Below are 14,039 nucleotides of genomic sequence, written 5' to 3'. Positions count from 1 at the left end.
ATGCGCTCAACCGGGGTGACCATCGACTCGTGGTTTGAGCAACATCGGCACAAACTTCACCATATAAAGCCCAAAGGCAAATACCCATAACCCGGCGCTGAGGTTAACCCAACCGATCATATGCTCCGGCCATATCACGACCAGCACCGCACGCACTAACGCCGCGCACAACAGCGCAGAAAAAGCCCAACGCATATTGGGCCCTTGATAAATCGAGCGACCGGTATGCCCCATGGTAACGCGTGCAATCATTGCCAGAATGACGCCGCCAAGCGCGCCAATGGCAAACAAATGCAGCAGCGTATGGGTGGCAAAAGGATTGTCCATTACCGCGCGCAGTAACAAGCTCAGCGGTATGCACGCGTAACCAGCATGCAGCGACCACACCAAGGGCTCACTAAACGTGCGCCAAGGTCGCCAGCGGTATAACCGAATCGACTGCGCAGCTCCGGCCAACCCCATCAGCGGCGCGCCAAATTGCACCATAGTTAAAGGGAAGAAGCTCAATATGAACAGGGCTATGAGTGGCCCATTGGCACACCACTCTAGCCACACTAGACGTTCACTTTGCGTAAACTCAAAACGCCGCGCCGTAAAAAAGGGGATTACTCTGCCGCCCATGACCGATAACAGCAAGGTGAACCACCACAGCATCGCCTGCCAGACGCTACTTGACGCAAATGGCGCGACGCCTTTGACTGTGGCATAACTTGCAAAGCTCGCCACTAGCGCCAACACGATAAGCGGCACAAAGAACAGGTTTCGCCACCCTTTCACTTTGACCACTCGCCTTCCGACCTCATAGGCCAGTAGCAGCAGAAATAGGGCTTCAATAGTGGCAGTGATCCACAGAGGCACAGGCGCCCAAAACAGGCCACGCGGCACAAGCCAAAGTAGGCTCAGTAGCATCAAACAGGGACCTTTTGTACCCTGGATTCCCGTCCAATTTTGCACAGCGGTGAGCAGAAAACCGGCCACAATCGCCATGGCAAAACCAAACACCATTTCATGCACATGCCACCACAAAGCTGGCACTTGCAGAGCTTCTGGCTGGCCAGTCTGAAACATCCACACCCAGCCAACGATTGCCACGATGGCGTAGACGCTGCCGAGTAGAAAAAATGGACGAAACCCTAAGCGCCAAATTGGCGTAATGCGCTCTTCCTGCTGTTTATCTGTAATCGTAATCAAGCCTAAATCTCCACACGCGGCCCTATCAGTAAGACTCCACTAACAGCAATAATTAGACCATTTAATCAATCTAATAGAATCAATAAGATAAACGCAATTAGCTCAATCATTGATGTCTAAATGACACATATAACGATGTCTTAGTTACATCAACTCGAACTGAACATGCGCAACATTGATGCTTTTCATTTATATGCGAGCAAGGTAGCTTAAAAGAAAAAATAGAGGAGAAAGTCATGGCGCACTACATTTTCGGTTACGGCAGTTTGATGAATTCCGCCTCACGCCAACTCACAGGCAAAACCGCTCCAGCTATTCCCAGTGTCGTGCACGGGTTTAAACGCTATTGGGGAAAAGTGGACGACAGTTACACCCTCTCCCCCTTGGTGGTTGATCGAGGGGAAGGCTTAGTGAATGGCGTTTTGCTCGCCATCTCACCGGGCGAGATAAGCGAATTTGATCGCCGTGAGCGCGGCTATCATCGCGTGGCGATCCCCCACGCCAATATTGAAACGACACAACCGCTTACTCGCGAAGACAGCGTTTGGGTCTACATAAAAGACGCGCCCGAGCCCCCTTGCTCACTGATGCCCATCATGCAAACCTACGTCGATACCGTGTTGGCTGGTTGTTTGGAGATCTCCGAGAACTTTGCCGAGCAGTTTATCCACTCAACGTTTGGCTGGCATCATCCACTGGAAAATGATCGCCACCAGCCGAAGTATGGCAACCTCGCGGGCGTCACCCAAGCGCACCATCCGCATATCGATGCGTTGGTGGCTATCGTCAGGTGAAATAAGCGTGATAATTTGAAACGTTTACACCGAGCCTAAAAGCAGTAAAAACAAGCGCTAGGGCTCGTATTTGCATCTTTAAAACCGCGCAATGATTGCGTCATTTTCACAATGGGTGTTTAATGAACGAATCAGAAAACGAGGTTCAAGATGGCAACAATAAAAGACGTCGCAAAAGAAGCCGGTGTGTCGGTCGCCACGGTATCACGCGTCATTAATAAATCCCCCAAAGCAAGCAAGTCCTCCATCGCGGCCGTCACGCAAGCAATGAGCAAACTGGGCTATCGCCCAAACGCGGCAGCCAGAGCCTTAGTGAGCCAAAGCACCAATACGGTCGGCGTTTTGGTGGGGGATGTCTCTGATCCGTTTTTCGGTACCTTAGTCAAAGCGGTCGACAACGTTGCTCATGAGCATGGCAAGCATATCTTGGTCGGCAACGGCTACCACAGCTTAGAGGATGAGCGCCGAGCCATTGAGCTTTTGATCAATAACCGCTGCGATGCGTTAGTCATCCACTCAAAAGCCTTATCTGATGAAGAGCTTCAGGGCTATGCCAAAGAAGTGAAAGGCATGGTGATCATCAACCGTCATATCCCTGCGCTCGCAGAACGTTGCATCTCTTTGGATAACCACAAAGGCGCCTACCTCGCAACGGAATACCTGATTCGTAACGGCCACAAACACATCGCCTGCATCGCCTCCTCGCATCAAATTGAAGACTCGGGCCAACGTATTGAAGGGTATTTAGCGGCGCTCAAAGACCATAAGATCGATCTGTCCAAGGCGTACATTGAGTACGGTGAGCCCAATAGTGATGGCGGTGAAATCGCAATGACCAACTTACTCACCAAGTCGTTGGTCATCACTGGCGTCGTCGCTTACAACGATTACATGGCGGCGGGCGCATTGTCGGTACTCGATGAAAATGGCATTGCTGTGCCGCAGCAGGTTTCGATGATGGGGTTCGATGATGGCTTGATTGCTCGCTATGTTCATCCAAGGCTGACGACGGTGCGTTACCCCATTCAGATGATGGCCGAGAAGGCCGCGAGACTCGCCCTTGCACTCGCCAAAGGGGAACCGGAAGAGAGCGACACCATCATTTTTTCGCCCACCGTGGTGCGCAGAAACTCAGTAGAGCGACTGTCATAAACAACACCTTGTCCGCGAGATAACCTTATGAGACCGCCCTCCATGAGGGCGGTTGTATTAATGACACATAAACTGATAAATGGTCTGCTGACGATACTGCTCTTTCGGCTTTAACAGGCAACTTGGTTGCGGCCACTCTGGGTGGTTGGGCGAGTCAGGCAAAAACTGAGTTTCCAGCGCAATGCCCGCATAATCTTGATATTCGCCCCCTTCTCGTCTTGGCGCGCCGCCTAACCAGTTGCCAGTATAAAGTTGAATCGCTGGCTGCGTGGTGATGACACTGACGCTGACGCGCTCATCTTGACTTGTTAAGGTTGCGATCGGCGCCTTCACCTCTCGCTCTGGAGCGAGAAAGAAGCTGTGATCGTAGCCTTTGGCTTGTTGCTGCTGCGTGTCAGCCAATAGGTCTACCGCAACCGATTTTGGTTGGCGAAAATCGAAACTGGTGCCTTCGACGCTCACCAGATCACCCAAAGGAATCCCGACCTCGGTGGTAGGTAGGTAGTAGTCGGCTTCAATAGAGAGGGTATGCGCGCGCGCATCCAGCCCGCTAGTGGTGCCATTGAGATTGAAGTAACCGTGATTGGTGAGATTGATTGGCGTGGTTTTATCACTGGTCGCCAAATAGTCAATGTGCAGCGCATTGTCGTCACTGAGCAGATAACGCACCGAAACAGTGACATTGCCGGGAAAGCCTTGATCGCCATCTTTCGAGTGCAACGCAAACAGAACGTGCTGTTCGCTGCGCTCAACGATCTGCCAGCGTCGCTTATCAAACCCTTCGGCGCCGCCATGCAGACAATTACCCGCTTGATTGGTCGACACTTGATAGGACTCACCCTCTATCTGAAAAAGACCATTGGCGATACGGTTCGCATAACGTCCAACGGTTACCCCCAAGTAACCTTGTTGGCGCTGGAAGTCTTCCATGGCCCCTACACCAAGTAACACTTCACGTTGCTCCCCGCTCGCCAAAGGCAAACGACAACTGAGCCAAGTGGCTCCGATGTCCATCAGCACAACGCGAGTCCCCACTGCGTTGTTCAATTCGACCAACTGCGCTGCCTCACCATCATAGGCTGGCTGCGCCGTCATGGTCTCAAATAGAGCATGAGTCATGGGGTTTCCTTATTCCGCTGTAACCAGGCCAGCGCCTTGCTTGGCTTGGCAAACATAGATCGACGCTTTGAGCCCCGTTTGCGCTTCGTATTGCGCCTCAACGACGGCGCGAACATCTCCCACCAGCGCGGGCGGAACAAGCGCTACAATACAGCCACCAAAACCACCGCCGGTCATCCGTACGCCGCCTTGGTCACCGATGACCTTTTTGACCATCTCGACTAACACATCGATCTCTTTGACCGTGATTTCAAAATCGTCACGCATCGAGGCGTGCGATTTGGCCATCAGCTCACCCATGCGTTTGATGTCATTGTTTCTCAGCGCTTGTGCCGCTTCTAAAGTGCGATCGTTTTCGGTAATGACATGACGTGCACGTTTAGCTACTACAGCATCGAGCTCGGATGCTTTGGCATTGAACTCCTCAATAGTGACATCGCGCAGCGCAGGCACACCGAAAATACGTGCGGCCTCTTCACACTGCTCGCGGCGAGTGTTGTATTCACTATCGACCAGCCCACGTTTTTTATTCGAGTTGATGATCACCACTGACATCTCTGCAGGCATCGATACTGATTGAGTCTCTAGCGTACGGCAATCTAGCAACATCGCATGATTTTCTTGCCCTTCAGCGGAGATCATTTGATCCATGATGCCGCAGTTACACCCCACAAACTCATTCTCCGCTTGCTGACCGTTGAGTGCGATTTCGGCTTGAGAAATATCAAGCTTGTACAACTCTTTAAACGTCTGACCAATGACCACTTCCAACGCGGCTGACGAGCTGAGACCCGCACCTTGAGGCACATTACCACTGACCGAAATGTCCGCGCCGTTGAAGGTGTACCCTCGCGCCAACAAACACTTGACCACACCGCGAATGTAGTTGGCCCACATTTTGTCTTGCGCAAAGGTGATGGCTTGGGTGACATCGAATTCATCCACGGCGTTACCGTAATCAACCGACACCACACGCACGAGGTTATCATCACGCTTTGCCGCCGCCACCACCGTTTGGTAGTTAATCGCGCAAGGGAGAACAAAGCCGTCGTTGTAGTCGGTGTGCTCACCAATCAAGTTGACGCGCCCCGGCGCTTGAATAATGTGCGATGGCGCATAGCCTAGCACCTTCTCGAACGAGCTCTTCACATTTTGGATCAGTTCAGACATAAGGTTCTTCTCTTAAAAAATAGCATTCAGTGGGTCAACGCCACGTGCGGCGTTCACGCGTAACAGACTCGGCTTAGGCCTCTTTGTAATGCACGTCACTGACGTCTCTTAGACGCTGCGCGGCTTGCTCTGCGGTTAAGTCACGCTGGCTTTCTGCCAGCATCTCATAGCCGACCATAAATTTTCTTACCGTGGCGCTGCGCAGCAACGGTGGGTAGAAGAGTGCGTGCAGTTGCCAGTGCTCAATGTCCGTCCCTTGTTCAAAAAACGGTGCGTAATGCCAACCCATCGAGTAAGGGAAGGAGCACTGGAATAAGTTGTCATAGCGACTGGTTAACTTTTTGATCGCCAGCGCGAGATCATCACGCTGAGCATCACTGAGTTCACTCATGCGGCGGATGTGCGCTTTGGGTAACAGCATGGTCTCAAACGGCCAAGCGGCCCAGTAAGGCACTACGGCGACCCAATACTCAGTATCGACCACAATGCGCGATCCGTCTTTCAACTCGGCTTGGACATAATCAACCAACAAGTTGCGCCCGTGCTCTTCGAAGTAGGCTTTAAGGTGGCGCTCTTTGCGTTCAATTTCATTCGGCAGAAAGCTGTTGGCCCAGATTTGACCATGTGGGTGTGGCTGAGAGCAGCCCATGGTCTCGCCTTTGTTTTCAAACGCCTGAACCCATAGGTACTCTTGGCCTAACTCTTCAATCTGTTCATTCCAAGTGTCAATCACCCCACGAATTTGAGCCACGGGTAATTCCGGCAAGGTTTTGCTGTGATCGGGAGAGAAGCAGATCACGCGGCTCAAGCCTCGCACACCTTGGGTTTTAAATAGCGGATTGTCAGACTCTGGCGCGTCTGGAGAATCAACCATCAGAGCGGCAAAGTCGTTATTGAACACATAGGTGCCGCGGTAATCAGGATTCACATCGCCAGAGATACGAGTGTTGGTAGGACAAAGAAAACAGTGCGCATCGTAACGAGGCAACGCATCCTGCGCGGGCTTTTCATCTGCGCCACTCCAAGGGCGTTTTGCTCGATGAGGCGAGACTAATATCCACTGCCCAGTCAATGGGTTATAGCGGCGATGTGGGTGATCCACAGGATTAAATTCAATATTCGACATCTTACTTACTCAACCTTAAACACAAAAACTCTTAACTGTTTGCTTAACCTTTGCCTAACTCATGCCCAGCTCGGCTCGCTGCGCGTTATGACGCGCCGTAACCTTGAGGGTTTGTGGACTGCCATTTCCATGTATCGGCCGTCATATCTGCTATGCTGCGGCTCGCTTTCCAACCCAGCTCTCGTTCTGCTTTCTCGGTGCTGGCAAAGCACTGGGCAATATCTCCTGGGCGTCTTGGGCACAGCTCATACGCAATCGGCTGACCGCAGGCTTGGCTAAAGGCATTGACCATCTCAAGCACACTGGAGCCTTGGCCGGTCCCCAAATTAAAAATGTGCAACCCAGCGCGCGCGCCTACCGATTTCAATGCTGCGATGTGCCCATCCGCTAAATCCATCACATGAATGTAGTCACGCACTCCGGTGCCATCGGGTGTCGGGTAGTCACTGCCAAAGACCGACAATTTTTCTCGCCGCCCCACCGCAACTTGAGCGATGAAGGGCATCAAATTATTTGGAATGCCTTGCGGATCTTCTCCCATTGAGCCTGATGGATGGGCGCCGACTGGATTGAAATAGCGCAGCAAGGTAATGCTCCAATCGTTTTCCGCCGCAAAGAGATCCGATAAGCACTGCTCGACCATGTACTTACTGCGACCGTATGGGTTGGTCGTCGCGCCTGTCGGTGACTCTTCGGTGATCGGAACGCTAGCCGGGTCGCCATACACTGTCGCGGAAGAGCTAAACACTAAGCTTTTCACGCCCGCTTTACGCATGCAGCGCGCCAACACTAAGGAGCCATTCACGTTGTTGTCATAGTATTCGAGTGGCTTGGCTACCGACTCCCCGACCGCTTTCAATCCAGCAAAATGAATCACGGCGGCAATGTCATGCTGAGCAAAAACACCATCGAGAAACGCCTCATCGCGCACATCACCTTGATGAAAAATCGGCTTCACCTTGGTGAGCGCTTCAATACGGTTCAACACTTCTTGATTGGCATTGCAGAGGTTGTCGATAATCACAGGCTCCATGCCTGCTTCGATCATCTGTACACATGTGTGGCTACCGATGTAACCCATTCCACCCGTTACTAATACTTTCACTGTTTGCCTCGCTCTGGTTCGCAATCGCTCAGAAATGACTCTGCTTGCTCAAAAGTCTAGCAATCATTCGCGCCTAGTTTCCGTGATCAATTTCTCATAGTGTAAACGTTTCCACAAATTACTCACCAATAATGGATTTGACTGCTACCCGCCCCTTTTCCTTAGCCCGTCAGAAAGAGGACTACCGGCCAAGGAAGCCAAAGCCATCAATATCTCTATCAAGGTCACAATCCCTAACTAAACTTTGTGAAACGTTTTCACAGAAGAGAAAAATTATGGACATTTTCTCATCAAGTAAGAATCATAACGAAGAAACTGATTTGCATATCCAGCCCAGCACCGGACAATTTGCGACTTTGCCTTTGCCAGCCCTACCGCACCCTGCAAACTCGCCACCGGGGCACCACAGTTAGGACCACCCATGCCAAATACGATAGATAAACGCATGAAGATCGTCGCACTCACTTGGCCGCTATTTGTCGAGATCTTGCTGCGAACAGCGCTCAATACTAGCGATGTCTTCATGCTCAGTGGTTTCTCTGATAAAGCCGTTTCGGCGGTGGGCGTCATCTCTCAACTGTCGTTCTTTTTGATCATCGTCTCGTCGATGGTCAGCAGCGGCACGGGTATTTTGATTGCGCAATACAATGGTTCAGGCCGTGTACAAGATTCTGCCCATGTTAGCGTCGCCAGTATTTTTCTCTCTGCCCTGGTCGGTATCTGCCTGAGTGGACTGTCGATCTGGGGCGCTTACGCGTTTCTGCCGCTCTATGGATTAGAAGCTCAGGTCGAACAGTACGCCCAAGAGTACCTGCTGATCAGCGGCGCGATGACTTTTAACGTCACCCTCGGCATCGTGCTGACCACTATTTTGCGCAGTAACGGCTTTTCCCGCTCTCCCATGGTGGTCAACTTGGTGTGCGGCGTGCTCAATATCATCGGTAACTACATCGCCCTTTATCAGCCTTTTGGCTTGCCGGTCTATGGGGTACAAGGGGTGGCGATTGCCACTGTCGTCAGTCAGGTGCTCAGCACCGTGATCCTCTGGGCGGCGGTTAAACGCTCTGGCATCGAGATACCATTTGCCGAGTATCGAGCAATCCCTCGCGTTATCTACTCACGCATCGTCAAAATTGGCGCCATGAATGCCGGAGAAGTGCTCTCTTACAACATGGCGCAAATCTGCATCACCTTTTTTATCGTCCAGATGGGTACCGCCTCATTGGCCGCCTTCACCTACGCACAGAACATCGCTCGCCTCTCCTTTGCCTTTGCGCTTGCCCTCGGGCAAGGTAGCCAGATTCAAGCGGGCTACTACATAGGCCGCGGTTGGATTGACTCGATTTTGTCTCTAGTGCAAAAGTATTTTGTGGTTGGCTTTTGCGTCTCGACGCTGTTGACGGTCATCGTCTACTTGCTGAGCGATCCCATCATCGCCCTCTTTACCACAGAGCCGGAGATCGCCGCCCTAACCGCGACCTTGATTGCCGGTTCGATTGTCCTCGAAGCAGGGCGCGTCTTTAACCTCATCTTTATCTCGGCGCTCAAAGCCGCTGGCGACATCAAGTTCCCGGTTAAAATGGGCATCATCAGTATGTGGGGGTTCGGTGTCGGCATGAGCTATGTATTTGGCGTCTACTGGGGCTATGGCGTGCTCGGTGCCTGGATGGCGATTGCACTCGACGAGTGGTTTCGCGGCATCATCATGGCAAGGCGTTGGCGCTCAAAAGTGTGGACACGCTACACCCTTCAGTGATCGACCATTTGTCATCAGTAACCAGACCGTCGTTAAACAACAGGGATAGCGCTCGCTATCCCTATTCATATTTATCCCCTACTCCTCGTCAGCTTGAGCGTGGCTCAACGACAGTGTCACCTGATAGCGATAGCGTTTATCACTCAGAAGATAAGCCCGATGCACGCTAGGCGTCCACGAATCGTCACCGCCCACGCCCATATGCGCACCATCAATTCGCACGTAACAGGTGTCCCCTTTGGTTAACTCATGCGTATGTTTGGCACTGGCTAAGTTGCGCAAACTGTAGCGACTGACGGCAAAATGAAATTGCCCCTCGATGAGCAACTCACCCACTTTGGCCTGCGTGACATCACAGCGCAAGCCGTTGTCACTTGGGAAAATGTACGGCGTGTGCATCGCATCCAGCGATTGTTGATAGCTCCCGATGTGCGCAGACGCTAATCGGTCCGGATAGTTCTCATGTGGGCCGCGGCCCAGCCAAGAGACCTGTTCTATAGACTCGTGATGCTCGCCATCGTACAACGCCAGCTCTAAACCGATACGCGGCAGTGGGGGTAGATGCTGAGCAAGCGTCACATCGACATCCAAACTCACACTGCCATCACTGGCCACCGTATAGCGCCACGTCGAGCGGATCAGCGCCTTACCTTGATGGGAATAACGCTGCTGACTCACCACCACAATTCCTTGCTCAGCTTGATACCATTCAAACTGCTCAAGCTCTCGGGTCAATGAATCGAGCCCTATCGACTGCCAACGCGCAAACCAAGAATTGGGGTCGAGCTTGTTGGCCTCACTGGTGCCAATATCATTGTCAAGCGGAGCCCGGTAGAAGTTATCGACGATCGGTGCGGTCAGCTTTTCGCTGTCGTTGACTTTCCAACTGACGATCGCGCCTATTGATTTGTCAAACTCGAGCGCAAAATCATCACTGTAGACCAGCAAGGCTTTTGCGCTGTCAGAGGTATTGATAGCGCCAACAGGCTTGATGTTCGGACTCGGTAGCGCCGTTTCAACTGAGAGTTCCAGTTGCTCGATGGCGGTCACATGGCCGGCGCTTGCCCAAGCAGTCTCTTGGCGAAGGCGCACCTCTAGGTTGAGGTAATACGGGGCGCAGCGACCACTGCTGATGGGCTGCTCGCTCAAGGTTAAGCTTTGCATCGATTTTGCCGCCAAATTGAGATCAAGCTGACCACGGTGCAGCACCTCTCCTTCACAAGTGACACTCCAATCAAGTATCTCGTTGTCACTGGCGCTAAACAGGTACTCACTCTCTACCTCGATCACCAATGGCTGAGTCGATAGCAGGCGGAACTGGTAAAACTGCTGCGCTTTTTTGACTTCCTGCAGGGTGGGATGCGCGCTTCTATCTGGGAACAGAAGACCATTGATGCAAAACTGACGATCATTGATTTCATCACCAAAATCCCCGCCATAGGCCCAATACGTTTGGCCATCCGGCGCTATCTTAGTTAGACCTTGATCGACCCAATCCCAAATGAATCCCCCTTGCAAGCGCGGGTTATCTCGAAACGCTTGCCAGTAGTGCGTAAAGCTGCCGAGGCTGTTACCCATCGCATGAGCGTATTCACATAAAATCAGGGGACGCGTCTCATCAGGCAGTGCAATGGATTTACGAATCCCGACACGCGGCGTGACCTGTGGTTGATGCTTCACGACTGGCAGATCCCAATCGACCCGTGCGTACATCGGACATAGGATGTCGGTCGCGGCGGTCATCGCGCCGCCGCCTTCATATTGGACAGGTCGAGAAGGGTCACGCTGTTTGACCCATTGATACATCGCATGATGGTTATTCCCGATCCCCGACTCGTTGCCAAGCGACCAAATGATGACACACGCATGGTTCTTATCGCGCTCCACCAGCCGAGTGATACGGCGCAGGTAGGCCGGTAGCCATTCACTGTCGTCGGACAAGCGGCACATCGGAAACTGGCCGTGGGTTTCAATGTTGGCTTCATCCACCACATAAAGACCATACTCATCGCACAGTTGATACCACAGAGGATGGTTTGGATAGTGCGCAGTACGTACCGCGTTGAAATTGTTCTGCTTGAGCAGTTGGATGTCGCGGAGCATATCTTCTCTTGTCATCACATGACCAAGCTCTGGATGATGCTCATGACGATTGACGCCACGGATGAGCACCGCTTCGCCATTCACTTTCAGCTGACCGTGCTCAATACGTACCTCACGAAAACCGACCGAATACGCCTCACAATCGATCACCGTGTCATGCTCATCAAGCAAGCTAACAACGGCGCGATACAAGTAAGGGCGCTCTGCGCTCCATAGTATCGGCGCTTGAACGTCAAGGGCATGCTGCGCTTTATCGCTCCACGGCCCTTTTTCATCGACAAACTGTAATCCCACCGTGCTGACTTGCTCTGCGACCAGCTGCTTTTTGGCATCAAACAGACGCACACGTACGCGATTGGCGACCTCTTTTTGCGATAAAGTGGTCGTCACACCAAGCGTGGCCTGATGAAACCCTGCCGCCAACTCAGTGCGAATCTCCACATCTTGAATGTGCAGTCGCGGTTTTCGGGTTAAGGTGACATCACGGAAAATACCGCTTAGCCACCACATATCTTGATCTTCCAAGTAGGAACCGTCACACCAACGCATCACCATGACCGTCAACTGGTTACGCCCCTCCTGAAGATAAGGCGTTAGATCAAATTCGGCGGGCAAACGGGCATCTTGCGAATAACCGACCCACACGCCATTGCACCACAGGTGAAAGGCACTGTTGACGCCATCAAAGGTGACCCACGTTAACTCATTGGGCTGTGGCAACACCTCAAACGTGGTGCGATAAACCCCAGTCGGATTGTGCTTCGGCACGATTGGCGGCGTGTCCGCAAACGGATATTTCACATTGGTGTAAATTGGCCGATCGTCAACCTGCGGCTGTAACTGCCAGTTGGATGGCACCGTGATTGGCGACCAAGCGCTGTCATCAAAACTTTTCTCAACACACGCTTCTGGCACCTCACTCGGCGCCGAGAACAGCATAAACTGCCATTGACCATTCAAGCACGTTTGCTGGGCAGACCCTCTCCCTTGCAAGGCATCGTCTTCGTTTTGGTAAGCGTGGAAAGGGGCATGTGCGGGCAGAACATGGTGGTGGGTGACGTGATGATTTTCCCACTCTCGCGCTGCCAGAATATCGGCAAAAGTTCTCATAACAACACTCTTAATCTCAGTGATAAAAAAGAGCGCACTGACTCGAGAGGCCACGAGTGGAGCAGTGCGCTCAGTCGGCTGACTCTGGCAGGTCTATGTACAGGGGAATAGACTCGCCGTCAGCGTATCAAAACCTTATTTGAAGGTGCGTTTGCTGACCTTATCCAGTTTTTGCAAAATGTCGTCGATGCGATCAGGGTGAACCATGAACTCTTGGAAGCCCTTCATCCCTTCTTTCGCCATTGCAGGATCGGTATCTCGGTCATAGAACTGCGCCGTACCTTCCGCGTTCGCCAGCATTTCCACCCCTTTGTCTAGGAACGGATCCGCTTTCGCTTTCGCTTTGTTGTTGGTTGGGATCTGCAACAACATCTCGTTGATCAATTGCTGATTTTCCGCACGAGCGACAAACTGAAGGAACTTACGTGCGTCTTCTTTGTTTTTCGCTTTTGATGGGATGTGAATCGTATCCATCGGCGCGTCTTCCGCCATCGGAACGGAAGGGTCGATCACCGGGAATTGGAAGAAGCCCATTTTGCCATCCAACTCTTTCGGGAAGTTAGGGGTAATGAAGTTACCCATCAGATACATCGCCGCCTGACCGTTGTAGAGGAACGGCTGCGCCTCTTGCCAGGAATATGACGCATGGTTTTCTAGGAAATAACCAGGCTCCACCAACTGTGCCCAGTTCGCGAAGGTTTTCTTCACTCGCTCATCGGTGTAAGGCACTTTGCCGTCCATCAACTGGATATGGAAATCGAGGCCGTTGGTACGTAAGTTGATGTAATCAAACCAACCCGCCGCCGTCCAAAGATATTTAGTACCGATGGTGAACGGTGCCACGCCATTCTCTTTCAATGTCGCCGAGGCTTTAAGTAGATCGTCCCACGTTTTTGGCTCAGCAATACCGTACTGCTCAAAGATGTCTTGGCGGTAGTAGATACCCCATTGGTAATAAGTGTAAGGCACACCGTATTGCTTGCCGTTGACCGTCATCGCGGGCGCCGAAGCGGTGAAGTCTTGCTTCATATTGTTGTCTGTCCAGATGTCACTCACATCTTCAAACAGGCCACGATCAACGAAGGTTTTCATACGGTTACCCGCATACCAGAACACCACATCCGGCGGCGAAGTCACCAACCAGTTACGGATGGTCGTTTTATACGCTTCATGATCGTAGAGGTTATATTTGACGGTGACATCCGGGTACTCTTGCTCAAATCGCTTGATGATTTCAGCCCACGCCTCTTTAGGTGCAGGGTCTGAGGCGTCAGAGTTGATCACCAAAGTGCCAGCCCATGCGGATGTCGAAAGAGTTGCACCGAGTATTGCGGTAGCAGCAAGGTGTTTCACGTATTTCATATTCAGGTCCTTGTTATTGAGCCTAAGGCTCTTGGTCCAATTTATTGTTTT

The 14,039-nt window shown here is 52.0% G+C and carries 10 protein-coding genes; 3 read left to right on the top strand and 7 right to left on the bottom strand.

Annotated features, from left to right (window positions below; all coding sequences use genetic code 11):
• Positions 1 to 6: 6 nt before the first annotated feature.
• Entirely contained in the window at positions 7 to 1,191 is a 1,185-nt protein-coding gene (locus tag AC6R0R_RS12895; protein ID WP_500626988.1) for an NnrS family protein, read from the bottom strand.
• A gap of 236 nt (positions 1,192 to 1,427) precedes the next feature.
• On the opposite strand from AC6R0R_RS12895, the gene AC6R0R_RS12890 reads away from it, so the two are divergent.
• Together AC6R0R_RS12890 and AC6R0R_RS12885 are read left to right on the top strand one after the other, a co-directional pair.
• Positions 1,428 to 1,985, top strand: a complete 558-nt coding sequence (locus AC6R0R_RS12890; RefSeq protein ID WP_487901727.1) for a gamma-glutamylcyclotransferase family protein — start codon at positions 1,428 to 1,430, stop codon at positions 1,983 to 1,985.
• 150 nt (positions 1,986 to 2,135) lie between these two features.
• Positions 2,136 to 3,137, top strand: coding sequence for a substrate-binding domain-containing protein (locus AC6R0R_RS12885; protein WP_500626987.1), 1,002 nt, complete (start codon positions 2,136 to 2,138; stop codon positions 3,135 to 3,137).
• A 57-nt stretch (positions 3,138 to 3,194) separates the two neighbouring features.
• On the opposite strand, the gene galM is transcribed toward AC6R0R_RS12885, so the two are convergent.
• The 4 genes from galM to galE all read right to left on the bottom strand — a co-directional run bounded on the left by galM (position 3,195) and on the right by galE (position 7,657).
• Positions 3,195 to 4,256: a galactose-1-epimerase gene (gene galM, locus AC6R0R_RS12880; protein WP_500626986.1), complete on the bottom strand. Its 1,062-nt coding sequence runs from the start codon at positions 4,254 to 4,256 to the stop codon at positions 3,195 to 3,197.
• A gap of 9 nt (positions 4,257 to 4,265) precedes the next feature.
• Positions 4,266 to 5,426 carry a galactokinase gene (galK, locus tag AC6R0R_RS12875; protein ID WP_500626985.1) on the bottom strand — a complete coding sequence of 387 codons (1,161 nt, stop codon included), beginning with the start codon at positions 5,424 to 5,426 and terminating at the stop codon, positions 4,266 to 4,268.
• 73 nt (positions 5,427 to 5,499) lie between these two features.
• Complete coding sequence (locus AC6R0R_RS12870) at positions 5,500 to 6,552, bottom strand: UDP-glucose--hexose-1-phosphate uridylyltransferase (protein ID WP_500626984.1); 1,053 nt, start codon at positions 6,550 to 6,552, stop codon at positions 5,500 to 5,502.
• A gap of 85 nt (positions 6,553 to 6,637) precedes the next feature.
• Positions 6,638 to 7,657 carry a UDP-glucose 4-epimerase GalE gene (galE, locus tag AC6R0R_RS12865; RefSeq protein ID WP_500626983.1) on the bottom strand — a complete coding sequence of 340 codons (1,020 nt, stop codon included), beginning with the start codon at positions 7,655 to 7,657 and terminating at the stop codon, positions 6,638 to 6,640.
• A gap of 421 nt (positions 7,658 to 8,078) precedes the next feature.
• Between galE and AC6R0R_RS12860 the strand changes: the two genes are divergently transcribed.
• Positions 8,079 to 9,413 carry an MATE family efflux transporter gene (locus AC6R0R_RS12860; protein WP_500626982.1) on the top strand — a complete coding sequence of 445 codons (1,335 nt, stop codon included), beginning with the start codon at positions 8,079 to 8,081 and terminating at the stop codon, positions 9,411 to 9,413.
• Positions 9,414 to 9,491: 78 nt separating this feature from the next.
• Here AC6R0R_RS12860 and AC6R0R_RS12855 read toward each other — a convergent pair whose 3' ends face one another.
• Both AC6R0R_RS12855 and AC6R0R_RS12850 read right to left on the bottom strand, forming a co-directional pair.
• Positions 9,492 to 12,626 (bottom strand): beta-galactosidase, encoded by a 3,135-nt coding sequence (locus AC6R0R_RS12855; RefSeq protein ID WP_500626981.1) that lies wholly within the window; start codon positions 12,624 to 12,626, stop codon positions 9,492 to 9,494.
• A 135-nt stretch (positions 12,627 to 12,761) separates the two neighbouring features.
• Positions 12,762 to 13,988 (bottom strand): ABC transporter substrate-binding protein, encoded by a 1,227-nt coding sequence (locus AC6R0R_RS12850; protein WP_487901734.1) that lies wholly within the window; start codon positions 13,986 to 13,988, stop codon positions 12,762 to 12,764.
• Positions 13,989 to 14,039 lie beyond the last annotated feature (51 nt).

This window comes from Vibrio sp. R12-SW3-ISO1 (genome assembly GCF_059834005.1).
The sequence above is the reverse complement of the archived record's forward strand: the minus strand, read 5'-3'. Positions and strand labels throughout refer to the sequence as shown.